The sequence below is a fragment of the Cryobacterium sp. TMB1-7 genome (assembly GCF_004402435.1).
Classification (GTDB): domain Bacteria; phylum Actinomycetota; class Actinomycetes; order Actinomycetales; family Microbacteriaceae; genus Cryobacterium; species Cryobacterium zongtaii.
Genome location: NZ_SOFZ01000033.1, coordinates 81,189 through 104,856, shown reverse-complemented (window position 1 = coordinate 104,856; position 23,668 = coordinate 81,189). Strand labels below are relative to the sequence as shown.

23 protein-coding genes are annotated in these 23,668 nt (G+C 69.5%); 10 read left to right on the top strand and 13 right to left on the bottom strand.

The window, feature by feature from the left end; genetic code table 11:
- Positions 1-10: 10 nt before the first annotated feature.
- Together rfbD and E3O60_RS17550 are read left to right on the top strand one after the other, a co-directional pair.
- A complete protein-coding gene (gene rfbD / locus E3O60_RS17555; RefSeq protein WP_088455269.1) occupies positions 11-865 on the top strand; it encodes a dTDP-4-dehydrorhamnose reductase in 855 nt (284 codons plus the stop codon).
- A complete protein-coding gene (locus tag E3O60_RS17550) occupies positions 862-2,007 on the top strand; it encodes a glycosyltransferase family 1 protein (protein ID WP_134498801.1) in 1,146 nt (381 codons plus the stop codon). The genes rfbD and E3O60_RS17550 overlap by 4 nt, the downstream gene beginning before the upstream one ends.
- Positions 2,008-2,036: 29 nt before the next feature.
- Here E3O60_RS17550 and E3O60_RS17545 read toward each other — a convergent pair whose 3' ends face one another.
- The 3 genes from E3O60_RS17545 to E3O60_RS17535 are packed head-to-tail and all read right to left on the bottom strand — an operon-like array spanning position 2,037 to position 5,088.
- Entirely contained in the window at positions 2,037-3,401 is a 1,365-nt protein-coding gene (locus E3O60_RS17545) for an LCP family protein (protein WP_134498799.1), read from the bottom strand.
- Positions 3,398-3,943 carry a 5-(carboxyamino)imidazole ribonucleotide mutase gene (gene purE, locus E3O60_RS17540; protein ID WP_370448678.1) on the bottom strand — a complete coding sequence of 182 codons (546 nt, stop codon included), beginning with the start codon at positions 3,941-3,943 and terminating at the stop codon, positions 3,398-3,400. The genes E3O60_RS17545 and purE overlap by 4 nt, the downstream gene beginning before the upstream one ends.
- An 8-nt stretch (positions 3,944-3,951) precedes the next feature.
- The gene (locus tag E3O60_RS17535) at positions 3,952-5,088 is read right to left on the bottom strand and encodes a 5-(carboxyamino)imidazole ribonucleotide synthase (protein ID WP_088455266.1); all 1,137 of its coding nucleotides are present in this window, start codon (positions 5,086-5,088) and stop codon (positions 3,952-3,954) included.
- 139 nt (positions 5,089-5,227) lie between these two features.
- Here E3O60_RS17535 and E3O60_RS17530 point away from each other — a divergent pair, with 139 nt between their 5' ends.
- On the top strand, positions 5,228-5,794 hold the full coding sequence (locus tag E3O60_RS17530; RefSeq protein ID WP_088455265.1) for a GtrA family protein: 567 nt from the start codon (positions 5,228-5,230) through the stop codon (positions 5,792-5,794).
- Here E3O60_RS17530 and E3O60_RS17525 read toward each other — a convergent pair.
- A complete protein-coding gene (locus E3O60_RS17525) occupies positions 5,753-6,310 on the bottom strand; it encodes a PH domain-containing protein (RefSeq protein WP_240632371.1) in 558 nt (185 codons plus the stop codon). The genes E3O60_RS17530 and E3O60_RS17525 overlap by 42 nt on opposite strands.
- Before the next feature lie 21 nt (positions 6,311-6,331).
- On the bottom strand, positions 6,332-7,165 hold the full coding sequence (locus E3O60_RS17520) for a biotin--[acetyl-CoA-carboxylase] ligase (protein ID WP_088455264.1): 834 nt from the start codon (positions 7,163-7,165) through the stop codon (positions 6,332-6,334).
- 185 nt (positions 7,166-7,350) lie between these two features.
- Between E3O60_RS17520 and E3O60_RS17515 the strand changes: the two genes are divergently transcribed.
- Positions 7,351-8,886: an acyl-CoA carboxylase subunit beta gene (locus E3O60_RS17515; protein ID WP_088457865.1), complete on the top strand. Its 1,536-nt coding sequence runs from the start codon at positions 7,351-7,353 to the stop codon at positions 8,884-8,886.
- Between the two features lie 11 nt (positions 8,887-8,897).
- Positions 8,898-9,137, top strand: a complete 240-nt coding sequence (locus tag E3O60_RS17510) for an acyl-CoA carboxylase epsilon subunit (RefSeq protein WP_088455263.1) — start codon at positions 8,898-8,900, stop codon at positions 9,135-9,137.
- A 227-nt stretch (positions 9,138-9,364) separates the two neighbouring features.
- On the opposite strand, the gene E3O60_RS17505 is transcribed toward E3O60_RS17510, so the two are convergent.
- The 4 genes from E3O60_RS17505 to E3O60_RS17490 are packed head-to-tail and all read right to left on the bottom strand — an operon-like array spanning position 9,365 to position 13,775.
- Complete coding sequence (locus tag E3O60_RS17505; protein WP_134481230.1) at positions 9,365-10,426, bottom strand: hypothetical protein; 1,062 nt, start codon at positions 10,424-10,426, stop codon at positions 9,365-9,367.
- A complete protein-coding gene (locus E3O60_RS17500; RefSeq protein ID WP_241983712.1) occupies positions 10,423-11,730 on the bottom strand; it encodes a sensor histidine kinase in 1,308 nt (435 codons plus the stop codon). Before E3O60_RS17500 ends, E3O60_RS17505 begins: the two co-directional genes overlap by 4 nt.
- A complete protein-coding gene (locus E3O60_RS17495) occupies positions 11,717-12,430 on the bottom strand; it encodes a response regulator transcription factor (protein ID WP_134498797.1) in 714 nt (237 codons plus the stop codon). The genes E3O60_RS17500 and E3O60_RS17495 overlap by 14 nt, the downstream gene beginning before the upstream one ends.
- A gap of 31 nt (positions 12,431-12,461) precedes the next feature.
- On the bottom strand, positions 12,462-13,775 hold the full coding sequence (locus E3O60_RS17490) for a class I SAM-dependent RNA methyltransferase (RefSeq protein WP_134498795.1): 1,314 nt from the start codon (positions 13,773-13,775) through the stop codon (positions 12,462-12,464).
- A gap of 41 nt (positions 13,776-13,816) precedes the next feature.
- On the opposite strand from E3O60_RS17490, the gene E3O60_RS17485 reads away from it, so the two are divergent.
- Both E3O60_RS17485 and E3O60_RS17480 read left to right on the top strand, forming a co-directional pair.
- Complete coding sequence (locus E3O60_RS17485; protein WP_088455259.1) at positions 13,817-14,476, top strand: nucleoside triphosphate pyrophosphatase; 660 nt, start codon at positions 13,817-13,819, stop codon at positions 14,474-14,476.
- A gap of 102 nt (positions 14,477-14,578) precedes the next feature.
- Positions 14,579-16,342, top strand: coding sequence for a biotin carboxylase N-terminal domain-containing protein (locus E3O60_RS17480; protein WP_134498793.1), 1,764 nt, complete (start codon positions 14,579-14,581; stop codon positions 16,340-16,342).
- Between the two features lie 108 nt (positions 16,343-16,450).
- Here E3O60_RS17480 and E3O60_RS17475 read toward each other — a convergent pair whose 3' ends face one another.
- The gene (locus E3O60_RS17475; RefSeq protein WP_088455257.1) at positions 16,451-17,890 is read right to left on the bottom strand and encodes an NAD(P)H-quinone dehydrogenase; all 1,440 of its coding nucleotides are present in this window, start codon (positions 17,888-17,890) and stop codon (positions 16,451-16,453) included.
- Positions 17,891-17,960: 70 nt separating this feature from the next.
- On the opposite strand from E3O60_RS17475, the gene E3O60_RS17470 reads away from it, so the two are divergent.
- Positions 17,961-18,794 (top strand): purine-nucleoside phosphorylase, encoded by an 834-nt coding sequence (locus E3O60_RS17470; RefSeq protein ID WP_103461198.1) that lies wholly within the window; start codon positions 17,961-17,963, stop codon positions 18,792-18,794.
- Between the two features lie 161 nt (positions 18,795-18,955).
- Complete coding sequence (locus E3O60_RS17465) at positions 18,956-20,677, top strand: phospho-sugar mutase (protein ID WP_241980300.1); 1,722 nt, start codon at positions 18,956-18,958, stop codon at positions 20,675-20,677.
- A 44-nt stretch (positions 20,678-20,721) separates the two neighbouring features.
- On the opposite strand, the gene E3O60_RS17460 is transcribed toward E3O60_RS17465, so the two are convergent.
- From E3O60_RS17460 to E3O60_RS17450, 3 genes are read right to left on the bottom strand one after another with little or no spacing between them, the layout of a single operon-like run.
- On the bottom strand, positions 20,722-20,994 hold the full coding sequence (locus E3O60_RS17460; protein ID WP_088455255.1) for a PTS sugar transporter subunit IIB: 273 nt from the start codon (positions 20,992-20,994) through the stop codon (positions 20,722-20,724).
- Positions 20,991-21,473: a PTS sugar transporter subunit IIA gene (locus E3O60_RS17455; protein WP_088455254.1), complete on the bottom strand. Its 483-nt coding sequence runs from the start codon at positions 21,471-21,473 to the stop codon at positions 20,991-20,993. Before E3O60_RS17455 ends, E3O60_RS17460 begins: the two co-directional genes overlap by 4 nt.
- Positions 21,474-21,502: 29 nt before the next feature.
- Positions 21,503-22,618 (bottom strand): adenosine deaminase, encoded by a 1,116-nt coding sequence (locus E3O60_RS17450; protein ID WP_370291637.1) that lies wholly within the window; start codon positions 22,616-22,618, stop codon positions 21,503-21,505.
- 482 nt (positions 22,619-23,100) lie between these two features.
- On the opposite strand from E3O60_RS17450, the gene E3O60_RS17445 reads away from it, so the two are divergent.
- Complete coding sequence (locus tag E3O60_RS17445; protein WP_088455252.1) at positions 23,101-23,595, top strand: hypothetical protein; 495 nt, start codon at positions 23,101-23,103, stop codon at positions 23,593-23,595.
- Positions 23,596-23,668 lie beyond the last annotated feature (73 nt).

The window sequence follows — 23,668 nt, the reverse complement described above, 5'->3', positions numbered from 1 at the left end:
GCCTGCTGACATGACCCGTTATCTGATCGCCGGCGCGGCCGGGATGCTCGGCCGCGACCTGCAGGACGCCCTCTCCGACCGTGATGTCACGGCCGTGGACCGCAGCGAGCTGGACATCACCGACCTCGCCGCCGTTCAGAAGGCCGTCACCGGCCACGACGTGATCATCAACGCCGCCGCGTACACCGCGGTGGACGCGGCGGAGGAGAACGAGGCCGCCGCGTATGCGGTGAACGCCATCGGCCCGCGCAACCTCGCGATCGCGGCCGCCGCCAGCGGTGCGAAGCTCGTGCAGATCTCCACCGACTACGTCTTCGACGGCACCGGCAGCACGCCGTACCCCGAAGACACCGCGATCGACCCGCTCAACGCGTACGGCCGCACCAAGGCCGCCGGTGAACAGTTCGTGCTCACCGAGAATCCCGCCGGCAGCTACATCGTGCGCACCGCGTGGCTCTATGGCGCACACGGCCCCAACTTCGGCCGCACCATGCTCACCCTCGCCGCGGGCCGGGACACCGTCTCCGTCGTCGCCGACCAGTTCGGCCAACCCACCTGGACCGTCGACCTGGCCCGCCAGATCGTGGCGATGCTCGACGCCGACGCGCCAGCCGGCATCTACCACGGCACCAACGCCGGGCAGACGAACTGGTTCGGGTTCGCCAGGGCCGTGTTCGCCAACGCGGGCCTGGACCCTGACCGGGTGCTGCCCACCGACGGCCGCACGTTCGTGCGTCCGGCACCACGACCGTCGTACTCGGTACTCGGGCACGACGCCTGGTCCGCTGCCGGCCTGGCCCCGATGCGGCCCTGGACCGAGGCCCTCGAGGACGCCTCGACCCACGGCGCTTTCACCCCGTCATGATCACCCTCCGGGTCATCGTCGACCAGATGGTCTCGCCCGTTCCCGGCGGGCTCGGCCGGTACACCGAGGAACTCACCCGGTCGCTGATCGCCACGGCGCCAACCGACTGTGCGGTCGAAGGCATCGTCTCGGCCACCTCGGCGGAGCACTACGACCAGATCACCGACGCCCTGCCCGGCCTGGCGGGCCTGCACAAGATGTCACTGGCGCGCCGCGAACTCGCCGCGGCCTGGCAGCTCGGTGTGGCGACCTCGGCCGGCCGCGGCCTCGTGCACGCCCCCGGCCTGTTCGCTCCGCTGCACCGGCACGACAGGGCCAGGGACGAGACCCAGGTCGCCGTGACGGTGCACGACGTGCTCGCCTGGACGCATCCGGAGTCGTTGACCCCGACCACCGTCTCCCGAACCAAGCTGATGCTCAAACGCGCCCGCAAGCACGCCGACGCCATCGTGGTGCCCAGCCACGCCCTCGCCGACCAGCTCGGCGAGATCATGGACTTCGGCGACAGGGTGCGGGTGATCGGCGGGGCCGTCAGCAGCGGCCTGGTGCTGCCGACGAATTCCGCCGCCGCCGAAGCCATGGCCGTGGCCCTGGGGCTGCCCGACGAGTACATCCTCACCGCCGGCACCCTGGAACCGCGCCGCGCCGTCACCGCCCTCATCACGGCCCTGGGCCGTCCGGGCGCCGCGGAGCTGCCGCTTCTTGTTGTCGGACCGGATTCCTGGGGTGAGCTGACACTCGCGTCGGTGGCCGACGAGGCCGGCCTCGCCCCCGACCGGGTGCGCGCGCTGGACGGCCTGACCGACCAGCAGCTCGCCCTGGTGATCTCGCGGGCGTCGGTCTTCGTCTACCCCAGCCTCGAGGAGGGCTTCGGCCTGCCGATCATCCAGGCTTTCCACTTCGGCACCCCGGTGATCCACTCGGATGCGCCGGCCCTGGTCGAGGCCGCCGGCGATGCGGGCTTCGTGGTGGAGCGTGACGACCCGGCGGGCTACCCCGATCGGCTCGCCGCCGCCCTGGACCGGGTGCTTGGCGACACCGCCCTCGCCGACAGGTTGCGCATCTTCGGCGGCGACAGGGCCAGGGCGTTCAGCTGGCGGGACACCGCCGAACGCGTCTGGCAGTTGCACGCCGACCTCTGAGCCCATCGGGCCCGATCAACGGCTCAGGGTCAGGGTGCGGGGGTCTCTGTGACCGGGTTCAGCGCGGCGTCGATCAGGCCGGCGATGTAGTCGTAGTCGGGGTCTGTCGGGTCCACGTTGTTGGCCGGCACCAGTTCGACGGCGCCCACCGGGAGTTCCTTGGTCTTGGCCGCGAGGCGGGTGAAGTAGCCGAGCATGCCCTGGGGCACGTCGGTCTTGACGACCTCCTGGCCGGCCTGGGCCACACCCTGGAACTTGGTGAGGACGTTGCCCGGGTTGAACTGCTGCAGGATCGCCTCCTGCAGAACCCGCTGGCGGGACATCCGGTCGTAGTCACTGGTGCCGTGCCTGGCGCGACCGTACCACAGGGCGGTGAAACCGTCCATGTGCTGCGGACCGGCCTCCACCCAGCCTTCCACGTCGCTGAGGTCGTCTTCCTGACCGCCGATGGGCAGCCGCTCCGCCACGGTGATGTCCACGCCGCCGAGGGCGTCGATGAGCTGGGAGAAGCCCTGCATGTCGATGAGCACGTAGTACTGGATGGTGAGCCCGGTGACGCCGCTGGCGGCGTCACGCATGGCCTCGATGCCGGGTTCGCTGCCCTCGGCCACCGCGTTGGGGTACATCTCCGGGCTCTTGAGCTCCACCTCGGTGTAGATCGAGTTGAGCTGGCAGACGTCCACATCGCAGACGCCGTCGTAGCCGTAGCCGTCCGGGTACGAGGCGTACAGGGGGGAATCCTCCGGGAACGGCACGTACTCGAGGTCGCGAGGGATGCCGATGATGTCGGCCTTGCCGGTCTCGGCGTCGATGCTGACCACCGAGGTGCTGTCCGGGCGCATGCCCAACCGGTCGGAACCGGCGTCGCCGCCGAGCAGCATGATGTTGTACCGGCCGTCGACCGGCGGCTCCGACGGGCCGGACGCGAACACCGACGACAGGAACCCGCTGGCCGTCGTGGCAACGTAGGCGCCGTAGGAGGCGGTTCCGGCCACAGTGACCATCACCACTGTCGCCAGTCCGGCGATGAACGGCCGGGCCTTGGGCCGGGCCTTCACGAGGCGGGTCAACCGGATGGTGTCGAATGTCAGGACCACCCAGACCAGGGCGTAGAACACCATCACGATGGCGAGGATCCACAGTCCGATCGAGTTGGTGGCCACGGTGAGCAGGATCTCGGGGTTCAGCGCGTAGACGATGCCGGCGATCACGCCGAGGCCGAGCAGACTCAGGCTGGCGCGCAGTCCGAACCGGCCGAGGCCGCGGCTTCCCGCGAGTACCTGGGCGGAGCCGGGCAGAAGGATGTTGAGGACCACGAGCCACCAGGCCCGGCGGGTCATGACCTGCCTGGAGCCGGAATTCGGGTGCCGGATCGGGCTGCTGGCGCTCGTCATAGTTTCGCTTGCAGGGCCGTGTTCTTCTGCTCCACCTGCTCGGCCAGCTGGTCGGCGTAGCCTTGCAGCTTGAGGCGCAGCGCGTCATCCGCCGTCGCCAGGATCTTGATGGCGATCAGGGCCGCGTTGCGCGCGCCGCCGATCGAGACCGTCGCGACGGGAACGCCGGCCGGCATCTGCACGATCGATAGCAGTGAGTCCAGGCCGTCCAGGCGGCCCAGCGGCACCGGAACGCCCACGACGGGAAGCGTGGTGACCGCGGCGAGCATGCCCGGCAGGTGTGCGGCGCCGCCGGCGCCGGCGATGATCACCTTGAGGCCGCGGCCCCAGGCTTCGGCGCCGTAGCGCATCATCCTTTCCGGCGTGCGGTGCGCTGAGACCACCTGCACCTCGTGGGCGACACCGAATTCGGCCAGCATGGCCGCGGCGTCGCTCATGACGTTCCAGTCGGAGTCCGACCCCATCACGACGCCGACGAGCGCGGCTGAGGAGGGGGCGGACTCGGGGGCGGGAGTCGCGAGGTTGTCTGGCACGGTGACGATCTTAGGCTTTAGTCCTGAAAATATGCCGCAGTGGCACGCGCCTGGTAGCTGACCGAGTCCAGATCGGGCCCGGATGCCGTCACGTGGCCGATCTTACGTCCGGGGCGGGGGTCCTTGCCGTAGTTGTGCACCTTGACCGTCGGCTGCTCGGCGAACGCGGCCGGGTACCGGGCCGCCATGCTTCCCTCGGCGGGGCCGCCGAGGACGTTGACCATCACCGACCAGGGGTCCCGGAGCGCCGTGTCGCCCAGCGGCAGGTCGAGCACTGCTCGCAGGTGCTGTTCGAACTGACTCGTGGTGGAGCCGTCGATCGACCAGTGACCGCTGTTGTGCGGCCGCATCGCGAGCTCGTTGACCAGCAACCGGCCGTCGGTGGTTTCGAAGAGTTCCACGGCGAGCACCCCGGTGACACCGATGCCCTCGGCCACCCGCTCGGCGATGTCGGCGGCGAGCGCGCTGAGCCGGCCGGCCGACTTCGGTGCCGGCGCGATGACCTCGGCGCAGACGCCGTTCTGCTGCACGGTCTCGACGACGGGCCAGATCGCGATCTCACCGGACGGGCGTCGCGCGACGACCTGGGCTAGTTCGCGGCGGAAGTCGACGAGCTCCTCGACCAACAGGTCGCCGCCGTTGGCGTCTTCGGCGAGCGCGAGGAACCAGTCGTCGGCCTCGTGGGCGTGGGACACCACGCGCACCCCCTTGCCGTCGTAGCCGCCCCTGGCTGTCTTCACGACGGCCCGGCCACCGTGATCGGCGAGGAACTGCGCCAGAGCGTCCGCGTCGGCCACCCGCGCCCAGTCGGGGACGGGCAGGCCCAGCTCGGTCAGGCGTTCCCGCATGAGCAGCTTGTCCTGGGCGTAGAGCAACGCGTCGGGTCCGGGGTGCACGCTGATGCCCCGGTTCACCAGTTCGCGGAGGATCACTTGCGGAACGTGTTCGTGGTCGAAGGTCACCACGTCGACGGTCTCGGCGAAGGCGAGGACGGTGGCCAGGTCGCGGTAGTCCCCCACCGACACCGCGGCGAGGTGCGCGGACATTCCGTCGGCCTCGGCCAGGACCCGGAGGTCGAGGCCGAGGTTCACCGCGGCGGGGATCATCATGCGGGCCAATTGGCCTCCGCCGATCACACCAACGATCGTTCTCATTTGTTCACCAATTTCTGTGCGACCGTTCATCCGAGGGGCCGGGAACTCCCAGGATGAGGAATATGCCGGGACGTAGACTGCGAGAGAAGCGCGTTTTCTCGCTACACGTTCCATTTTCACCTATCGGCCGGACGGATGCATGTCGAGAACAACCTTCAGCAGGTACCGGGTGCTGGCGTTCGCGACCCAGCTCGCGAAGTTCGGCATGGTCGGACTCGTCGGCTTCGCGGTGGACATCACAGTGTTCAATCTGCTGCGGGCCACCGTCTTCTCCCCAGAGGCCCTCGCCTCCGGCCCGATCTGGGCGAAGGTCGTCTCGACGGTCCTCGCCATCCTGGCCAACTGGGTCGGCAACCGGTACTGGACCTTTTCGAAGGACCGCCGGTCACAGACCCTGCGTGAGGGCCTGGAGTTCTTCGCGGTCAGCCTCGTCGGTATGGGAATCGGGCTGGCCTGCCTGTGGGTGAGCCACTACGTTCTCGGGTACACCAGCGTCATCGCCGACAACATCTCCTCGAACGTGATCGGCCTGCTGCTCGGAGCCGTCTTCCGCTTCACCCTGTACAGGTACTGGGTCTTCTCACCGTCCCGCCGGGACGCCACTGCGGTGCCCACCGGCACGGCGGCCACCGGTCCGGTGACCACCAGCACGGCAGCGCTGCGGCTACAGTCCCGCGCGGAGGCCGAATTCGTCACCGAGCGCTGACTGCTCCTGCCGGCGCGAGGCCATCACGCTCTGTGACTGCTCCATCAGGTCCTGCAGCACCTGCTGCACGAGGTCGGCGTCCGGCACGTCCCGCAGCGACAACGGCTGTTCCAGCCCCGAATTGATCCGCACCGTCCCGGACCGAAACAGCGACTGCAGCCAGTTCTTGCGCACGGTGACGTCGTAGCCCCTGCTGTGCAGCAGTTCCTGCCGCTCGTGCACGAAGATGCCGTGCACGAAGATGATCCGGCGGCTGGTCACCGTGTACCGCCGGGTGAGCCAGGACACCAGCGGCAACAACCAGAGCAGCACGACGACCAGGCCGGCGCCGACCAGGAGCATCACGTTCTGCCACGGCTCGGCCAGGCTTCCGGAGTAGTAGCCGGTCACGCCGCACGCGCCGATCAGGAACAGGGTGGGCCAGAACAGCGCCCTGGCGTGCGAGCGGAGCCGGGCGATGACCACCTCTGGCGCCGTCGTCGGCACGCCGGGCATCACTTGCGCTGGGTTGGTCATATACCCATTAATACCTCAGATTCAGTACCGCAGATGGGTCACGTCCCCCGCGGCGACGGCCTGTAGTTCGCCGTTCGTCTGGTCTTCCACGATCAGCCGGCCGTCCCCGTCCAGCCCGACGGCGGTGCCCACCAGGTCCTGCCCACCGGGCAGTTCGACGCGCACCGCGGCGCCCAGGGTGCCGCACAGGGCGGACACCTCGGCGTGCAGGCCGCTGGCCACGGGATCCGCCCCGGCGGCGAGGAAGTTCGCGGTGAGGCTCCGCAGCGCGTCGAGGTACGCGGCGAGCACCTCGTCGGCGTTCGGGATGCTACCGGTGACGAGCATCAGCGAGGTGGACGTGAGGGTGGGCAGGTCGTGCTCGTCCAGGCTCAGGTTCAGTCCGGTGCCGATGCACAGGCCGCTGGCATCCGGCAACAGCTCCGAAAGGATGCCGGAGACCTTGTAGCCGTCGATGAGCACGTCGTTGGGCCACTTCAGCGTCACCTCGTGCCGGGGTGCCTCCTCGTCGCCGGGCGGCGGCGCCGCGGCCTGCACGACCGAACGCACGGCCTGGGTCATGGCCGCGCCGGCGAGCAGGGGAAACCAGCCGTACCGGTTCGGCGGCAGCCGGCCGCTCTCCAGCCGTGGTCGCAGCAGCACCGAGATGGCCAGCGATTTGCCGCTGGGCGCCAGCCAGGTGCGGCCGAGCCGTCCGCGGCCGCTGGTCTGGTTGTCGGTGACGATGACCGACAGGTCGGGCCAGGCCGACGCATCAGGGCCCGTGGCCCGGGTCACCAGCACATCGTTGGTGGAGCCGGCCTCGTCGAGGTACTCGAACCGTGCCCCGATGCCGCGGCTGATCGGAAATTCCATGCTGACGCCTCTTCTCACACCCCGCGGGGATCATAACTCCTGCAATTCTGCCCAGGTTTGGTGGGGCACCGGGCCGACACGCTCTGGGGGCGGTGCGGGGTGAGGCCGGTAGAGTGAACGGCGTGACTGAGAACCCGACCGGACCCGACCTGTACACGACGGCTGGCAAGCTCGCCGACCTCAAGATGCGCTACCACGAAGCCGTGACCGCGAGCGGCGAGGCCGCCATCGAGAAGCAGCACGCCAAGGGCAAGATGACCGCCCGCGAACGGGTGGCCGAGCTGCTGGATCCGGGCTCGTTCGTCGAACTCGACGAATTCGTGCGGCACCGCACCGTCGCGTTCGGCATGGAGAAGAAGCGCCCGTACGGCGACTCCGTCGTCACCGGCACCGGCACCATCCACGGCCGTCAGGTGGCCGTGTACTCGCAGGACTTCACGATCTTCGGCGGTTCGCTCGGCGAGGTGGCCGGCGAGAAGATCATCAAGGTGATGGACCTGGCTCTCAAGACCGGGGTGCCCATCATCGGCATCCTCGACTCCGGTGGAGCGCGCATCCAGGAGGGTGTCGTGGCCCTGGGCAAGTACGGCGAGATCTTCCGCCGCAACACCGCCGCATCCGGCGTGATCCCGCAGATCTCGATCATCTGCGGCCCGGCGGCCGGCGGCGCCGTGTACTCCCCCGCCCTGACCGACTTCGTGATCATGGTCGACAAGACCAGCCAGATGTTCGTCACCGGCCCCGACGTGATCAAGACCGTCACCGGCGAAGACGTGGGCATGGAGGAACTTGGCGGCGCGCTGACCCACAACACCATCTCCGGTGTGGCGCACTACCTGGCCAGTGACGAGTCCGACGCCCTCGATTACGCGCGCACCCTGCTCGGCTTCCTGCCGGACAACAACCTCGCCGAGCTACCCGTCTTCGACAGCGAGGTCGAACTCGAGACCACGGATTCCGACCTCAAGCTCAACACGCTGATCCCCGATTCGCCCAACCAGCCGTACGACGTGAAGACCGTCATCGAGCACATCGTCGACCACGGCGACTTCCTCGAGACCCAGCCGTTGTTCGCGCCCAACATCGTGGTGGGCTTCGCCCGCATCGAGGGCCGCAGCGTCGGCATCGTCGCCAACCAGCCCAACGCGATGGCCGGCACCCTCAACATCCAGGCCGGCGAGAAGGCCGCCAGGTTCGTCAGGTTCTGCGACGCGTTCTCGATCCCGATCCTCACCCTCGTCGACGTTCCCGGCTTCCTGCCAGGCACCGACCAGGAATGGACCGGCGTGATCCGTCGAGGCGCGAAGCTGCTCTACGCGTACGCGGAGGCCACGGTGCCGCTAGTCACCGTGATCCTGCGCAAGGCCTACGGCGGCGCCTACATCGTGATGGGCTCCAAGCAGCTCGGCGCCGACATCAACCTGGCCTGGCCGACCGCGGAGATCGCGGTCATGGGCGGCCAGGGCGCCGTGAACATCCTCTACCGTTCCGAGATCAAGAAGGCCGAAGCGGCCAACGAGGATGTCGCTGCCGTCCGCAGCCGGCTCGCCAACGAGTACACCTACAACGTGGCCAGCCCGTTCCTCGCCGCCGAACGCGGCGAGCTCGACGGGATCATCGAACCGTCCGCGACGCGGGTGTCCGTCGTCAAGGCGTTGCGGGCGCTGCGCACCAAGCGCGCCAGCCTGCCCGCCAAGAAGCACGGGAACATCCCGCTGTAGGCGGCGCTGCCATGACAGTCTCAGAGAACCGCGCCGGCTTCGACCCGGCCGAGCTCACCTTCGTCACGACGGGGGTCTCCGAACAGGAGGCAGCCGCGGTGACCGCCGTCCTGCGGGCCCTGCTGCGCGCCGAGTCGGACAACCTGCGGGCCACGCCGAACGGCCCCGCGAGCCCCTGGCAGGACAGCCAGCGGGCCATCAGGGCGCCGCTGCCGCGGGGCGACGAGCGCTGGCGGGGCTTCACGGCCTGAGCCGCACTCTGTTGTCCCCCTAAATGACGACTTTTCAGCGGATCACCGGGTCGGCATTATTGGTATTGCTGGGTGTTGCTCTCGGGCAACACGACCAATCATTCGCCGACTAGGGTAAGCAGGCGAATGTGTTGGGGGCGCGTCTAGGCGACATTCGGGTTGTCGCCCTGACACGGAAATGTCGGAAGGGGATCCACCCCCGGGTGGGTCCCCTTTCGCATGCCCGGTCAGTGCCGGCGGGTCGGCTGGCCGGCCGAGGCGCCCGGCGCGTGCACGGCCCGCGGGATCTCCAACCACAGGTCCACTTCTTCGTCGGGCGAGTCCTGGCCGAGGGCGCTCAGCCGCGGGTCAGGGCTGTTGATGCCCACCACGGTGATGGCGGTCCCCGAGCCGTCGGCCGCCGTCCTGGCGATGATCGTGGACGCCGTCGTGGCGGCCATGGCGTCGGCCAGAGTGTTCAGCACGACCTCCAGATCGGTGCCGGCCAGGTCGTCGATGCCACCCTCGTCGAGCAGGGTGACGATGGCGCCGCGCCGCCGCGCCGCCATCACCTCACGGCGTACGGCGTCGTTGAGCAGCCGGCGCCCGCGGATCTCGTCACGGATCGCGGCCTCCAGGTACCGGCACTCCAGACGCTGCCCGTCGCTGAGCGTGCCGCGTTCCTGGATGATGCGGCGCAGCATCGGCGCCGCCAACCGGATGGTCTGGGCCAGGCGCACCTGACGCTCGTACAGGTGCGCTTCCTGCGCCGCCTGCCACTCGGTGGCCTCCCGTTCGGCGAGGCCGTACTGCCGCGCGTCCCGGCCCGCCTTGGCCAGCGCCCTGGCCAGCGTCACGGCCACGAACACCCACACGGCGCTGCCGATGACGCCCATCGACGCGAGGGAGCCCGCACCGGCCCAGACGACGGTGTGAGCGACGAGGAAGCCCACCCCGACCCAGGCGAGGGTCGCCCGCCTGCGCGTGGCCGTGATGGTCATCAGGGTGCCGACGGCGGCCACGTACCAGGTGGCGTAGCCGTTGTCGGGCACGGACCCGTCCAACTGGCTGCCCACGAGCAAAGGAACCGCGATGCACACGGCCACGTTGAAGAACCCCAACCAGTGCGACATCCGGGCCGGACTGGTCGGCCATAGGCTCGCCACGGTGGCCGCGGCGTAGAGCAGGATCGCGATCAGCGCCGGTACCGGCGACGCCGGCACATCCAGCGAGTAGAGGGCCAGGATCACGTGATAGGTCGAGAACAGGGCGGCCAGGGAGATGATCAGCCCTCGGGGGACGGAGATCATGCGCGGCCACCGCGCTCGCTCAGCGGCCACTCGATCAGGATCGACGTGCCCCGGCCGGGGCTGCTGTTCACCTGGACGACGCCGCCGGCCTTCGCGACCCGCTCCCGGATCGAGATCCGCAGGCCCAGGCGTTCGCTGGGCACGGTGGCGGGGTCGAACCCGACACCGGAGTCGGCGATCTCGATGACGCAGCCGCCCAGCAGATTGGAGTTCATCCGCACCGACCTCGTCACCGGGTCGCCGGGGACACCGGCGTGCTGGATGCTGTTCACGATCGCCTGGGCGCTGGCGGCGTAGAGGGCCTCGCCCGCGTGCGCGGGCAGGCTGAGCCTCTCGGCATCGCAGTCGATGAACTCGATCGGCTCGTCGAACCGGTCCGCGATCTTGCGGATGCGTTCCTTGAGGGTGCTGAACAGGACCAGGCTGTCGTCGGTTGCGGGAAGCGAACCGGCCTCGGTGAGCCGGGCGATGGCGTCCTCCGCCATCGTGGCAGCCAGCTCGGCCGCCTTCGGCGTACCGGCTGCGGCGGCGGACAACAGGGCGGCGAGGACACTGTCGTGCACGAGGGAGTCCACCTGCACCCGTTCCACCTCGGTGGCGTGCTGGCGCACGGCGGCGGAGTACGTGGACAGCGCGTTGGTCTGCGCGATGTCGACCCCGGCGGTGGCCTGGCGCAGCATCGTGATGATGATCAGAATCACCTGGCCGAGCAGGATCGCGTAGACGGCGTCGAGGGCGCCGAGCATCGGATCGGCGCCACCGCCTGCGGGCAGCACCCGCACGATGCCGTAGGCGATCGGAGCCAGGAAGGTGTAGGTCATCGCCCACCACTTGGAGAACGAGACGGCGGCGAAACCGGTCGCGACGGTGCAGAGATACCAGAGCCAAGGCTTGCCCTCGAGGGTGCCCTCCGGGGTATTCAGCATCGCCGGCCAGCCGATCAGGGCGACGAGGTACACCCCCGCGAACACGCCGCTGGTGACTCTGACGTACTTCTTCACCAGCGTGGCGATGATTGCCACGCCCAGGCCGCCGAAGATCGCGATGCTGAGCGCCACCCCGAGACCGGGCTTAAGGCTGTCCAGCTGGCCGAGCATCGCCGGATAGGTCTGCAGGGCGAAGATCAGGCCCACGCCGCCGGCGGCCCGCGAGACCACCCGCTCGATCTGCGCGCGACTGATGGGCTTGCGCGGCTGCTTGGATTCGTTGAGGAGGTCGGCACCGAGCTGGTCGGGTGCGACACGGCCCGGCGACAGCCTGAACGACCGGACCGGCACGACCTCGGCCGGACTAGGAGCGCCCATCCCCGCCTTCCAGGTCGAGACCCGGCAGGATGCCGTCTTCCACGGCCCTGCGTAACAGGTCGACCTTCGTGGGTGCCGGGCGGCCCACCTCGACGTACTTCACGCGGATGCGGTCGAGGTACTCCCGGGCCGTGGAGTGGGCGATGCCCAGCTGCATCGCCACCATCTTCAGCGGCAGGCCGGAGGCGTAGAGGTGCAGCACGTCGCGTTCACGGCGGCCCAGTTGGGCCTTGGCGAAGTCCCGGTCGGCGTCGATGGCGGTGGCCCACTCGAGGTTGTTGAGCACGTCACCGCGGGCCACGGAGGCGACGGCGGCCATCACCGTGGTCGTCGGCGACGACTTGGGGATGACGCCGGCAGCGCCGGCGGCCAGGCCCTCACGGACCAGGGCGACCCTGTCGGCGATGCTGTGCACCAACACCGACGCGCCGGTACCGCGGGCCAGGTGCACGTTGTCGGTGACGAGGGACCCGTCGCCGAGGGACAGGTCGAGCACGATCACATCCACCGGGCGACCGGCGATGCCGTCGACGAGTTCGCGTACCGTCGCGGCCTCGAAGACCACCTCGAAGCCGGTGTTCTCACAGGCGGCCTTGAGGCCCAGCCGCACCGACTCATGGTCGTCGGCGATGCCCACGCGTACGGGGCGGTCGGCCAGGTCGGTCGCGGTGTCAGGCTCGGTCACGGTCACAGTTGTCATCTCTCGTCTTCGTTCTTGGTGCTAAGACTAGCTATCTGGTGAGCAGGGCGACGGCTTCGACGTGGTGGGTGTTGGGGAACAGGTCGAAGGCGCGCAGGCTCCGCAGCGTGTACCCGAGCCCGGCGAAGAGGGCGACGTCGCGGGCCAGGGCCACCGGATCGCAGGCGACGTAGACCACCTGGGCCGGCGCGAGGAACGCCAGGGTGTCGACGACTTCGCCGCCGGCGCCGGATCGCGGCGGGTCGAGCACCACGGTGGCTGCCTGCAGACGTGCCCGTTCGGCAGCGTCGGCGTCGCGGGTGAGTCCGGCCAGGAATGTGTCCACCCTGCCGGTCTGCGCGGTGGCGCCGACCCACTCGGCGAGGTTAGCGCCGGCGTTCTCGGTGGCCTGGGCGTCGCTCTCCACCGAGGTGATGCGCACGTCGGAACCGAACCTGTCGGCGACGGCGGCGGCGAGCAGCCCCACACCGCCGTACAGGTCGAGGTTGGCGGCCTTGGGGTCGAACAGGTCCGGGTCGATGGCGTCCTGCACGGCGGCGAACAGGGTCTCCGCGGCACGCGCGTGCACCTGCCAGAAACCGGCGGCGTCGAGCCGGAACTCACGGTCGCCGACCCGCTCGGTGATCGGTTTTGGCGCGGTGCGGCGCCGGCGGCCCTTGTCGTCCTGCTCGGCGACCAGGATCTGCACTTCACCGACGCTGGGGGCGACGACGTCGACGGATGCGGCGCCGGCGAACAGCTTGTCCAGCGGCGCGGCCATTTCGAGGGCGTGTACGGCCAGCGGCAGGTCGTCGACGGGGATCACCCGGTGCGAGCGGGCGGCGTACGGGCCGACGATGCCGGTCTCCGTGACATGCAGGCGCACCCGGGTGCGCCAGCCGGTGCCGTCCATGGCGTCGCCCGGCGAAGCATCCGCTGCCACCGGCACGGCCTCGACGGTGACATCGCTGTCGAGTCCGGCCATCCGGTGCAGTGCATCGGTGAGGACCTGGCGCTTGAGCTCGCGCTGGTGGCCCAGTTCGATGTGGCCGAATTCGGCGCCGCCGGCACGGTCGGCAGGGTCCCGGTCGATGGCCGCTGCGGCCCAGATGTGCGGCTGACGTTCGGGGGCCGCGTCCAGGACCTCGACGGTCTCGGCCCGCCAGAAGCTCTTCTTGTTCGCGTCGGTGAGCCTGACGCGCACCCGTTCACCCGGGAGGGTGTCGCTGACGAAGACCACACGGCCCTCGTGCCGGGCAACGAAGATGCCGCCGTGGGCTACGTTGGTGATATCGAGGTCGAGTTCGGTGCCGATCTCGCCCTCTGGAGTGCTCTGACTTGCCTGACGATTAGTGTTGGTGCCCATTGAATGAGCATCCCACATCTGCCTGCCGCCTGAAGGGTTCCATGCGCCTCTACCTCGCCTCCACCTCCCCCGCCCGGCTGGCGCTGCTGCGCGCGGCGGGCATCGAACCCGTCACCATTTCGCCCGATGTCGACGAGGATGCCGTCGCGGCGGCCGAGGCTGAACGCCTGGGCGAGCCCCTGACTCCGCACCATGTGGTCGAGCTGCTGGCGCGGGCGAAGGCCCAGGCCGTCGCGGCCGTCGGTGCCGAGCGGGGCATCGACGGGCTGATCCTCGGCGGGGACTCGGTCTTCGTCCTCGACGGTGTGATCTACGGCAAGCCGCACACCAGCGAGCGTGCCAGGGAGCGCTGGCACACCCAGCGCGGACGCACCGGGCAGCTCTATTCCGGCCACTGGCTGATCGAGCACATCGACGGTCGGCCCGGCCGTGCCGTCGGTGCCGTCGCCGTCGCCGACGTGACGTTCGCCGACGACCTCACCGATTCGGAGCTCGACGCCTACATCAATACCGGTGAACCGCTCTTTGTCGCGGGCGCTTTCACCATCGACAGCCTCGGCGCGCCGTACATCAGCCGCATCGAGGGCGACCCGTCCACGGTCGTCGGACTGTCGTTGCCGACCCTGCGCAGATTGGTGCTCCGGTTGGGCTATGACTGGCCGAGCCTGTGGAATACGGGCACTTCGGCCCTACCGGACTGACCGTTCTTTCGGGGCCTTTGTAGCCCCACGCAGTGTTCTTGCCGCGGTTTTTGTGGGAAAGAACCAAAATTGCGGGGGTTCGGACCAATAGGCTCAGTACCTATGTCGCGTATAACGAAGGTCCTCATCGCCAACCGGGGCGAGATCGCCGTCAGAGTGATCCGAGCGGCAAAGGACAGCGGCATCCTCTCGGTGGCCGTATACGCCGACCAGGACCGGGACGCCCTGCACGCCCGTCTCGCCGACGAGGCCTACGGGCTCGACGGCACCTCCAGCGCCGAGACCTACCTCGTCATCGAGAAGATCCTCTCCATCGCCCGCCGCTCCGGCGCCGACGCCGTGCACCCCGGCTACGGCTTCCTCGCCGAGAACGCCGCCTTCGCCCGCGCCGTCCTGGACGCCGGCCTGATCTGGATCGGCCCGTCCCCAGAGGCCATCGAGCAGCTCGGCGACAAGGTGTCCGCCAGGCACATCGCCGAGAAGGTGCACGCGCCGATGGCGCCCGGCACCCTGAACCCCGTCGCCGATGCATCCGAAGTTCTCGACTTCGTCGACCAGCACGGCCTGCCCGTGGCCATCAAGGCGGCCTTCGGCGGCGGCGGCCGCGGCCTGAAGGTCGCCCGCACCCGCGACGAGGTACCGGAACTGTTCGACTCCGCCGTGCGTGAGGCCGTCACGGCCTTCGGCCGCGGCGAGTGCTTCGTGGAGAAGTACCTCGACAAGCCCCGGCACGTCGAGACCCAGTGCCTCGCGGATGCCCACGGCAACGTCGTCGTGATCTCCACCCGCGACTGCTCCCTCCAGCGCCGCCACCAGAAGCTCGTCGAAGAGGCGCCGGCACCGTTCCTCACCGAGGCGCAGACGACCGAGATGTACCGGGCGTCCAAGGCCATCCTCCGGGAGGTCGGTTACGTCGGCGCCGGCACCTGCGAGTTCCTGATCGGCCAGGACGGCACGGTCTCCTTCCTCGAGGTGAACACCCGCCTGCAGGTGGAACACCCGGTCTCTGAGGAGGTCACCGGCATCGACCTGGTCCGTGAGCAGTTCCGGCTCGCCGAGGGCGGCACCTTGGACTACGACGACCCCATCGCCGTCGGCCACTCGTTCGAGTTCCGCATCAACGGTGAGGACGCCGGCCGCGGCTTCATGCCCGCCCCCGGCCCGGTGCACGTGTTCAGGGCCGCCGGCGGCCCCGGCGTGCGCGTCGACAGCGGCGTGCAGTCCGGCGACGAGATCTCCGGCTCGTTCGACTCGCTGCTGGCCAAGCTCATCGTCACCGGCGCCACCCGGGAACAGGCCCTGGAACGCGCCCGCCGCGCCCTCGACGAGTTCGAGGTGGCCGGCCTGCCCACAGTGCTGCCGTTCCACCGCATGATCGTGCGCGACCCGGCCTTCGCCCCCGCCGACGGCGCCCCGTTCTCGATCTACACCCGCTGGATCGAGACCGAGTTCGAGAACACCATTGCCCCCTGGAGCGGCACCGTCGAGGACCGTCCGCGCTCCGACGCCCGGCACAGCGTGGTCGTCGAGGTGGACGGCCGCCGCATCGAGGTGAGCCTGCCCAGCAAGCTGCTGCCCGGTACCGCGTCGGAGAAGACCGCCGGGCCGGCCCCGCGCCGTCGGACCGCCGCTCACTCGGTGAACACCGCAACGGGCGATGCCGTCAAGGCGCCCATGCAGGCCACCATCGTGAAGATCCTCGTCACGGAGGGCGACACCGTCGTCAAGGGCGACCTGCTGCTGGTGCTGGAGGCCATGAAGATGGAACAGCCGCTCACCGCGCACAAGGACGGCGTGGTCGGGGTCATCGGCGCCGCTGTCGGCTCGACGGTCTCCTCGGGCCACCTGCTCATGACCGTCGGCTGACACCCCCAGCTGCGCAACTGTGCCCGAACCGGACACCTGCGCCCGGCGTACCGGGCGCAGGTGTCCGCACGGGCGACAGTTAGTCGCGGATGCGGCCGGGGTGCCGGGTCAGTAGTGCACCTTGTGCATCGCGCGTGCGGCATCCGTGATGGACCCGGTCAACGACGGGTAGACGGTGAACGCCTCGGCGACCTCGTCGACGGTGAGGCCGTGCTCGACCGCGAGGGTGAGCGGGAAGATCAGTTCGCTGGCCTTGGGGCCCACGATGACGCCGCCGATGACGGTGCCGGTGCCGCGGGAGGCGATCAGCTTGACGAAGCCGTCCTTGATGCCCATCATCTTGGCGCGCGGGTTCGACTCGAGCGGCATCTTGTACACCTCGCCGCGGCGCACACCCTCCTCGATCTCCTTCTGGGTCCAGCCGACTGTCGCGATCTCCGGCTGCGTGAAGATGTTGGCCGCCACATTGCGGATCTCGATCGGGTTCACCGCGTCGCCCATGGCGTGGTAAACCGCAGTGCGGCCCATCATGGATGCGACGGACGCCAACGGCATCTCCGTGGTGCAGTCGCCCGCGGCGTAGATGTTGGGGATCGAGGTGCGCGCCACCCGATTCACCCGGATGTGGCCGGACTCGTCCAGCTGAACGCCGGCCTCGGCCAGGCCCAGGCCCTGGGTGTTCGGCACGGCGCCGACGGCGATCAGGCAGTGGCTGCCCTCGACGGTGCGGCCGTCGGTGAGGGTCACCAGCACGCCGGTGTCGGTGCGTTCGGCGGTGGCGGCGCGGGACTTGTTCAGCACCACCATGCCGTTGCGCTTGAACACGTTCTCAATCACGGCGGCGGCGTCGACGTCTTCGCCGGGCAGCACCTGGTCGCGGCTGGAGACGAGGGTGACCTCGGCGCCCAGGGCCCGGTAGGCGGAGGCGAACTCCGCGCCGGTGACGCCGGAGCCGACGACGATGAGGTGTTTGGGCACCGACTTGAGGTTGTACAGCTGGGTCCAGGTGAGAATCCGCTCGCCGTCGGGCATCATCGTGGGCATCGTGCGGGGGCTCGCGCCCACCGACAGCACGATGGTGTCGGCCTCGATCCGGTCGAAATCGGTGCCTGAGCCGTCGTCTCCGGTGGACACGATGACCGCGTCGCGGCCGTCCAGCCGGCCGTGGCCGCTCTGCAGCTTGACGCCGGCCTTGACCAGGGTCTCCCGCATGTCCTCGGACTGCTCCCTGGCCAGCGCGAGCAGGCGCTTGTTCACCGCGGCGAGGTTGATCGCGACCTCGGGGTGCAGCGGCTTGCCCTTGGCGTCGCGCACGAAGAACTGCACGCCCAGGTCGTTGGCCTCACGGATCGAGTTCGACGCTTCCGCGGTGGCGATCAGCGACTTCGACGGAACGACGTCGGTGAGCACCGCGGCACCGCCGACGCCGACCCGTTCGATCAGGGTCACCTCTGCGCCCTGCTGCGCGCCGGCGAGTGCCGCTTCGTATCCGCCGGGGCCGCCACCGATGATAATGATGCGTTGTTTTCGTTCGAACTCGTAAGGCATTCACTTATTCTGTCCTGCACCGCGCGACCCACCAAACCACGGCTGCCCCGCAGGCAATTAGAGTAGGAGGATGCTCACGACCGAGATCAATCCTCTTGACGCGCCGGAAACCAACCCGTTCGACGTGGCCGCCACCGCCGCCCAAGAAATCGCCGACGCCACCGGTGTCGCCCATCACGACATCGCCCTGACGCTGGGAAGCGGGTGGGGCAAGGCCGCCGACCTGATCGGCGAGACCACCCACACGATCCCCGCGCAGGAAATCACCGGTTTCAGCGCGCCGGCGCTGGCCGGCCACGCGGGCATGTTGCGCTCGGTGCTGCTTTCGAGCGGCAAGCGTGCCCTGGTGATCGGCGCCCGCACCCACTACTACGAGGGCCACGGCGTGCGCCGGGTCGTGCACAGCGTGCGCACCGCCGCCGCGACCGGGGCGACGACCATGATCCTCACCAACGGGGCCGGCGGCATCCGCGAGACGTGGAAGCCGGGCACCCCGGTGCTGATCAGCGACCACATCAACCTCACCGCCGACTCGCCGCTCGAGGGCGCCACCTTCATCGACCTCACCGACCTGTACTCCCAGCGGCTGCGTGACCTCGCCCGAGGCATCGACCCCACCCTGGACGAAGGCGTCTACTGCCAGTTCCGCGGGCCGCACTACGAGACTCCCGCCGAGGTGCAGATGGCCAAGGCCATCGGTGGCCACATCGTGGGCATGTCCACCGCGCTGGAGGCCATCGCCGCCCGCCAGGCCGGCATGGAGGTACTCGGCATGTCGCTGATCACCAACCTCGCCGCCGGCATTCAAAAGACCCCGCTCAGTCACGGCGAGGTGCTCGAGGCCGGCCAGGCCGCCGAAGCCACCATCAGCGCCCTCCTCGCCAGCATCGTGGCCGCACTGTGAGCCACGGCGACGAGACTCCGACCCAGCCCGGCACCCCCGCCGAGCCGCTCCTCCCACGCGGCGCGCACGCCGGCGACGACGAACGCGAACCGCAGACCGCCGTGCTGAACACCGTCGACGGACCGGACGAGACGGCCGGAGAGGTGCCCGCCGCCACGGCAGTGCTGGACACCACGGCCACCGACCCGGTCAACCTGCTGCTGGTCACCGCGACCGACTGGCTCGCCCAGGACCCGGACCCGGAGACCCGCGCCGAGCTGCGCGTGCTGATCCAGCAGGCCCAGGATCGCGACCCGGCCGCCGTTGCCGACCTGCACTCCCGCTTCGACGAGCGCCTCGCGTTCGGCACCGCGGGCCTCCGCGGCGAGATCGCCGCCGGCTCCAACCGGATGAACCGGGTTCTGGTGAGCCAGGCCGCCGCCGGACTCGCCGCCTATCTCCTCGCCGCCGCGGCGAGCAGCCGGCCCGGCAGCATCCCGTCCGTGGTCATCGGCTACGACGGCCGCCGCAACTCGCACGTCTTCGCCACCGACACCGCCGCGATCATGGCCGGCGCCGGCGTGCGCGCCGTGCTGTTGCCCCGCCTGCTCCCCACCCCGGTGCTCGCTTTCGCGGTGCGCCACCTCGGCGCCAGCGCCGGTGTGATGGTCACCGCTTCGCACAACCCGCCCAACGACAACGGCTACAAGGTCTACCTGGGCGACTCCGATGAGGGCTCGCAGATCGTCTCCCCCGACGACGTCGCCATCGCCGCCCAGATCCAGCACGTCGCCGACACCCAGCTCGTCACCGAGCTGCCGCGGGCCGGGTACGAGACCGCTCCGGAGTCCGTCGTGCAGGCCTACGTGGATGCGACCGCCGCCATCGGCGCGTCGCCGCGCGCGCAGGTGAGCGTTGTGTACACGGCCCTGCACGGTGTGGGGTGGGACACCACCCGCCGCGTGCTCGACGCCGCCGGGTTCGCCCTGCCGACCCTCGTGGACGCGCAGATCGCCCCCGACTCGGCGTTCCCCACCGTCGCGTTCCCCAACCCTGAGGAACCCGGCGCGATGGACCTCGCCTACGAGACCGCGCGTGAGGTCGACGCCGAACTGATCATCGCCAACGACCCGGATGCCGACAGGCTCGCCATCGCCATCCCGGACGCCGATGCGCCGGAGGGCTACCGTCGCCTGAGCGGCAACGAGGTCGGTGCCATCCTGGGCTGGCGGGCCGCCGAGCTGGCCGCCAACGCGCCGGGCGACGGCGGTGCCGACGGCACCCTGGCCTGCTCGATTGTGTCGACGCCGGCGCTCAAGGCCGTCGCAGACGCCTACGGCCTGCGGTTCGCCGACACCCTCACCGGGTTCAAGTGGGTCTCCCGTGCTCCCGGCCTGATCTTCGGCTTCGAAGAGGCCCTCGGCTACCTGGTCAACCCCGGCACCGTGCGCGACAAGGACGGCATCTCCGCCGCCGTGGCGCTGCTCTCGCTGGTCAGCGAGCTCAAGGCCGACGGTTTGACGCTCGCGGACCACCTCGACGCGTTCGCCGAGAAGTTCGGCTACTTCGCCTCGGGCCAGATTTCGGTGCGCGTCACCGACCTCACCGAGATCGAGAGGGTGATGGCACGCTTGCGCGAGAGCCCGCCGGCGATGATCGGCACCAGCCGGGTGGACCACATCGACGATCTCTCCGGCGGCTTCAACGGCCTGCCGCCCAGCGATGTGCTGCGGATCGTGCTCGCCGACGGCTCCCGGGTGATGGTGCGGCCCAGCGGCACCGAACCCAAGCTCAAGGTGTATCTCGACACGCACAGCAGCGTCGGCAGCCTCGCCGAACGCCGGCAGGCCGCATCCGATGCCCTCGCCGAGCTCGACAGGGGCATGCGCGCGCTGATCGGCTGACCGGCGGTGCGGACGCGGATGCCCAGCCGGGCATCCGCGCCGGGCTAGCCGAGTGCGATCTCGAGCTTGGCGGTCAGCTCGTCGAGGTCGAAGAAGTTGTCGATGATGATGACGTCGGCATTGGTCTTGCCGATCGACGGCACCAGTTCCGACGAGGTGAGGATGACCTGCGCGTCCGCGGCGGCGAGCTTCACGCTGGCGATGTCGGCCGCGGTGACGTCAGCCTCGATGTCCAGGCGCTCGAGGGCGCGTTCGGCGTTGACCTTGAGAATGGCGGATGTGCCGATACCGACTCCGCACAGTGCGACGATCTTCATTTGTGTTCCTCCGTGCTGGCGTCTGCGCCGGTTGGTGCCGCGATGCCCAGGAGCGAGCGTACGGATGCTGCGTCCGGCGCCGCTGCCAGCGCCGGGATGATGCTCGAATCGTTGAACACGTTGGCGAGCTCGGCGACGAAGTGCACGTGCTCGTCGCCCGTGGTCACCGCCAGGCCCAGGACCACGTTGACGGGGTCGTTGTGCGGGTGTCCGAAGGCCACGGGCTCGGCGAGGGTCACGACGCTCAGGCCCCCGGTGAGCACATCGGGGCCGGGCCGGGCGTGCGCCAGGGCCAGCCCGGGCGCGATCACCACGTAGGCGCCGAATTCCTCGATCACACCCACCATGCGCTCGGTGTAGCCGGGTGCGGTGGAACCGGATCGCTCCAGCGCCGCGCCGGCGGCGCCGACGGCGGCCCGCCAGTCGGGGACGTGCAGGCCGACGTCGATGGCGTCAAGGGGAAGTGGTGGGAGGGACATGGCTGCTTTCTAGCGTGGGCGTTGGCGGGCTAGGCGGTGGCAAAACCGTCGACGATGGCGTCGGCGAGTTCTTCGCGCTCCTCCAACGGCAGGAATGCCGCGGAGGCCGCGTTGAGCTGCAGGGCCTCGAGGTCGTCGAGGTCGTAGCCGAAGGCATCCGTGAGCAGGGCCAGCTCGCGGCTGAGCGTGGTGGCGCTCATCAGCCGGTTGTCGGTGTTGACGGTGACGCGGAAGCCGAGCTGGTAGAGCAGGTCGAACGGGTGGTCGAGCATGTCGTCGCCCCAGGCGGCGATCGCGCCGGTCTGGAGGTTCGACGACGGGCTGAGCTCCAGCGGGATCTCCCTGTCGCGCACCCACTGGGCCAGCGGGCCGAGGGTCACGTACGTGTTCTCCTGGTCCTCCCGGCCGATTTCGATGTCCTCGGCCAGGCGCACGCCGTGGCCCAGGCGCAGGGCGCGACCGTCGAACAGGGCGCCGCGGATGCTGCCCAGCCCGTCGGCCTCGCCGGCGTGCACGGTGACCGGGAAGAGGTTCCGGGCCAGGTAGTCGAACGCGGCGGCGTGGTTGCCGGCCGGGAAGCCCTCCTCGGCGCCGGCGATGTCGAAGCCGACCACGCCGAGGTCGCGGTGCCGCACGGCGAGTTCGGCGACCTCGAGGGACCTGTCGGCGTGCCGCATCGCGGTGATCAGCTGGCCGATCTTGATGGTGATGCCGGCCTGGGCGACCCGCTCGATGCCCGCCGCGATGCCTTCCTGCACGGCGTCGACGGCCTGGTCCAGGCTGAGCCCGCCGGCCAGGTGCTGCTCGGGGGCCCAGCGCACCTCGGCGTAGATCACGCCATCCAGGGCGAGGTCTTCAACGAACTCCCTGGCCACCCGCACGAGGGCGTCGTGGGTTTGCATGACGCCGACGGTGATCTCGAAGGTCTTGAGGTAGTCCGCGAGCGAGCCGGAGGTGGCCTGGCTGACGAACCAATCGGCGAGGCCGGACTCGGTCGTGGCGGGCAGCTCCAGGCCGATCGGCGCGGCCAGCTCGAGGATCGTGGCCGGTCGCAGACCGCCGTCGAGGTGGTCGTGCAGGGAGACTTTGGGCAGGGCGTTGATGCTCACGCCACTGCCGGGCAACAGGTATTCCTCGGAGCTGATATTCACTCCCCCAATCTATCGCGCCCGCGCGGCGCGTATCCCGAAGCCGCCTCATCCGCCCAACCCCGCCGACGTGCCTCACAATGCCCCTTCAGCGCACTCCAAGCGCATCTTCGCCGCAAGTCAGCACAGCGCGGGGCGCCATCGGTGGATAACTCTGACCGGCAGCGGCAATAAATGGCATCTTGGGCGGATGCGCAAGCGAACGGAGCTCCCCCGCAGCCTGACTCTCGACGGGTTCACCGTCGCGGAAGCGCGCTGGGCGGGGGTGACACCTCGGAGGTTGCAGTCGGCCGACCTGCAGGCGCCGTTCCACGGCGTGAGAGTCGCCGCCGGCATCCCGACCGGGGTGCGGGAACTGGCCAGGGCCTACGCCGCGGTGATGCCCACCGGCCACTTCTTCAGCCACGCCACCGCTGCCCAGCTGCTCGGGCTTCACGGTCCAGAATCCCGTCAGCGTCTGGTGCGAACTCGCTCCGATTATGGGGCTGGACGACCTCATCGCGCTCGGCGACCACCTCCTCGGCGTGGTGGATCCCCCGTTCTCGTCGGAAGACCTCTGCACGGCGGTCGCCGAGCGGCCCGGCCACCGGGGCATCCGTCGGCTACGGGCCGCGCTGGAGTGGGTGAGACCCCGAGTTGAGTCGCGCCAGGAGACCCGGCTTCGGCTCCTGATCGTGCGGGCGGGCCTGCCGGAACCGGAGACCAACGTGTACCTGCCGCTGCGATACCAGCGGCGCCGGGTGCGCGGTGATCTGGTCTACCTGCGGTACCGGGTCCTTGTCGAATACGACGGCGAGCAGCACCGCACGGACGACGTGCAGTTCGCCCGTGATGTCGACAGGTTGGACGGTGTGATGGCCGAGGATTGGCGGGTCATCAGGGTGCTCAAGGAAACCCCGGATGCCGAAGTCCTCTCCCGGCTCGACCAGGCGCTGCGTTCCCGCGGCTGGCGTCCCGGCAGCCGCCCCACGTGACGCGCGCGCACTCACCCACTTGCCGCAAATGAGCGCCTCGCCGCGAGGTAAGTGGCAATGTGCGGCAAGTCGG

What these genes read in the sequence shown, in the direction of transcription:
- rfbD (WP_088455269.1), top strand. Translation starts at nt 11, where the DNA reads ATGACCCGTTATCTGATCGCCGGCGCGGCCGGGATGCTCGGCCGCGAC.
- E3O60_RS17550 (WP_134498801.1), top strand. Translation starts at nt 862, where the DNA reads ATGATCACCCTCCGGGTCATCGTCGACCAGATGGTCTCGCCCGTTCCC.
- E3O60_RS17545 (WP_134498799.1), bottom strand. Translation starts at nt 3,401, where the DNA reads ATGACGAGCGCCAGCAGCCCGATCCGGCACCCGAATTCCGGCTCCAGG.
- E3O60_RS17535 (WP_088455266.1), bottom strand. Translation starts at nt 5,088, where the DNA reads ATGAGAACGATCGTTGGTGTGATCGGCGGAGGCCAATTGGCCCGCATG.
- E3O60_RS17530 (WP_088455265.1), top strand. Translation starts at nt 5,228, where the DNA reads ATGTCGAGAACAACCTTCAGCAGGTACCGGGTGCTGGCGTTCGCGACC.
- E3O60_RS17525 (WP_240632371.1), bottom strand. Translation starts at nt 6,310, where the DNA reads ATGACCAACCCAGCGCAAGTGATGCCCGGCGTGCCGACGACGGCGCCA.
- E3O60_RS17520 (WP_088455264.1), bottom strand. Translation starts at nt 7,165, where the DNA reads ATGGAATTTCCGATCAGCCGCGGCATCGGGGCACGGTTCGAGTACCTC.
- E3O60_RS17515 (WP_088457865.1), top strand. Translation starts at nt 7,351, where the DNA reads ATGCGCTACCACGAAGCCGTGACCGCGAGCGGCGAGGCCGCCATCGAG.
- E3O60_RS17510 (WP_088455263.1), top strand. Translation starts at nt 8,898, where the DNA reads ATGACAGTCTCAGAGAACCGCGCCGGCTTCGACCCGGCCGAGCTCACC.
- E3O60_RS17505 (WP_134481230.1), bottom strand. Translation starts at nt 10,426, where the DNA reads ATGATCTCCGTCCCCCGAGGGCTGATCATCTCCCTGGCCGCCCTGTTC.
- E3O60_RS17500 (WP_241983712.1), bottom strand. Translation starts at nt 11,730, where the DNA reads ATGGGCGCTCCTAGTCCGGCCGAGGTCGTGCCGGTCCGGTCGTTCAGG.
- E3O60_RS17495 (WP_134498797.1), bottom strand. Translation starts at nt 12,430, where the DNA reads ATGACAACTGTGACCGTGACCGAGCCTGACACCGCGACCGACCTGGCC.
- E3O60_RS17490 (WP_134498795.1), bottom strand. Translation starts at nt 13,775, where the DNA reads ATGGGCACCAACACTAATCGTCAGGCAAGTCAGAGCACTCCAGAGGGC.
- E3O60_RS17485 (WP_088455259.1), top strand. Translation starts at nt 13,817, where the DNA reads ATGCGCCTCTACCTCGCCTCCACCTCCCCCGCCCGGCTGGCGCTGCTG.
- E3O60_RS17480 (WP_134498793.1), top strand. Translation starts at nt 14,579, where the DNA reads ATGTCGCGTATAACGAAGGTCCTCATCGCCAACCGGGGCGAGATCGCC.
- E3O60_RS17475 (WP_088455257.1), bottom strand. Translation starts at nt 17,890, where the DNA reads ATGCCTTACGAGTTCGAACGAAAACAACGCATCATTATCATCGGTGGC.
- E3O60_RS17470 (WP_103461198.1), top strand. Translation starts at nt 17,961, where the DNA reads ATGCTCACGACCGAGATCAATCCTCTTGACGCGCCGGAAACCAACCCG.
- E3O60_RS17460 (WP_088455255.1), bottom strand. Translation starts at nt 20,994, where the DNA reads ATGAAGATCGTCGCACTGTGCGGAGTCGGTATCGGCACATCCGCCATT.
- E3O60_RS17455 (WP_088455254.1), bottom strand. Translation starts at nt 21,473, where the DNA reads ATGTCCCTCCCACCACTTCCCCTTGACGCCATCGACGTCGGCCTGCAC.
- E3O60_RS17445 (WP_088455252.1), top strand. Translation starts at nt 23,101, where the DNA reads ATGGGGCTGGACGACCTCATCGCGCTCGGCGACCACCTCCTCGGCGTG.